Origin of the sequence: Streptomyces sulfonofaciens, assembly GCF_014656295.1 — a bacterium.
Lineage (GTDB): Bacteria > Actinomycetota > Actinomycetes > Streptomycetales > Streptomycetaceae > Streptomyces > Streptomyces sulfonofaciens.
In genome coordinates this window covers 1-566 of the sequence record NZ_BNCD01000099.1, presented here as the reverse complement: position 1 = coordinate 566, position 566 = coordinate 1, and the positions used below count along the sequence as shown (strand labels likewise).

General features: G+C 38.0%; 1 protein-coding gene. It reads left to right on the top strand.

Features of this window, described 5'->3' with window-relative positions:
* Nucleotides 1-332: 332 nt before the first annotated feature.
* On the top strand, nucleotides 333-566 hold a 234-nt coding region (locus IE313_RS36735; RefSeq protein ID WP_229925211.1), incomplete at its 3' end, for an outer membrane family protein.

Here is a 566-nt window from a genome sequence, read left to right as displayed (position 1 = left end):
TATTAAAGGGTCAAGTTTGCGGTAATTATGGTGTGGTTCTAATTCTTTATCAGTAATATCCAAAAACTCTATGCTAGAAAAAGCGCTAAAAGGAGCGATCGTTTCTTCTAATTTGGCTATATTCTCTGGGCTTAAACCTTCCACCAAACAATGGATTTTATAAAAGAGCTTTACTCTCTCTCTCGTTTGGCGTTTGCTAGCATGGAAAATAAGCTCACGCCAGCAGGGATACAATAATTGTTATCAAAAGCCACAACAATAGGGACAATTTCTTGCATGCACAATCCTTAAATCTTTAAATTGAACCCGCTTTTTGTAAAAAAGGGGGGTTTGTGATTGTGTCTGATTGTATCGTTTTTTTTTCTACAATGAGAGCGAGGAGCGAGCAACTTGCGAGTTGGTTTTATGGCATAATATCAGACTTCAATAAAAAGGTGTTTGATAAAAGGGTGCTTAATCAAAAAGTTTGGCTAGGGTTTTTAGCTTTGAATGGGGTTTTCCTCAACGCTTTTGAGTATCAAATCAGCGCGAGAGTGGGATCATTTTCGCGCATCGCTTTCAACCAA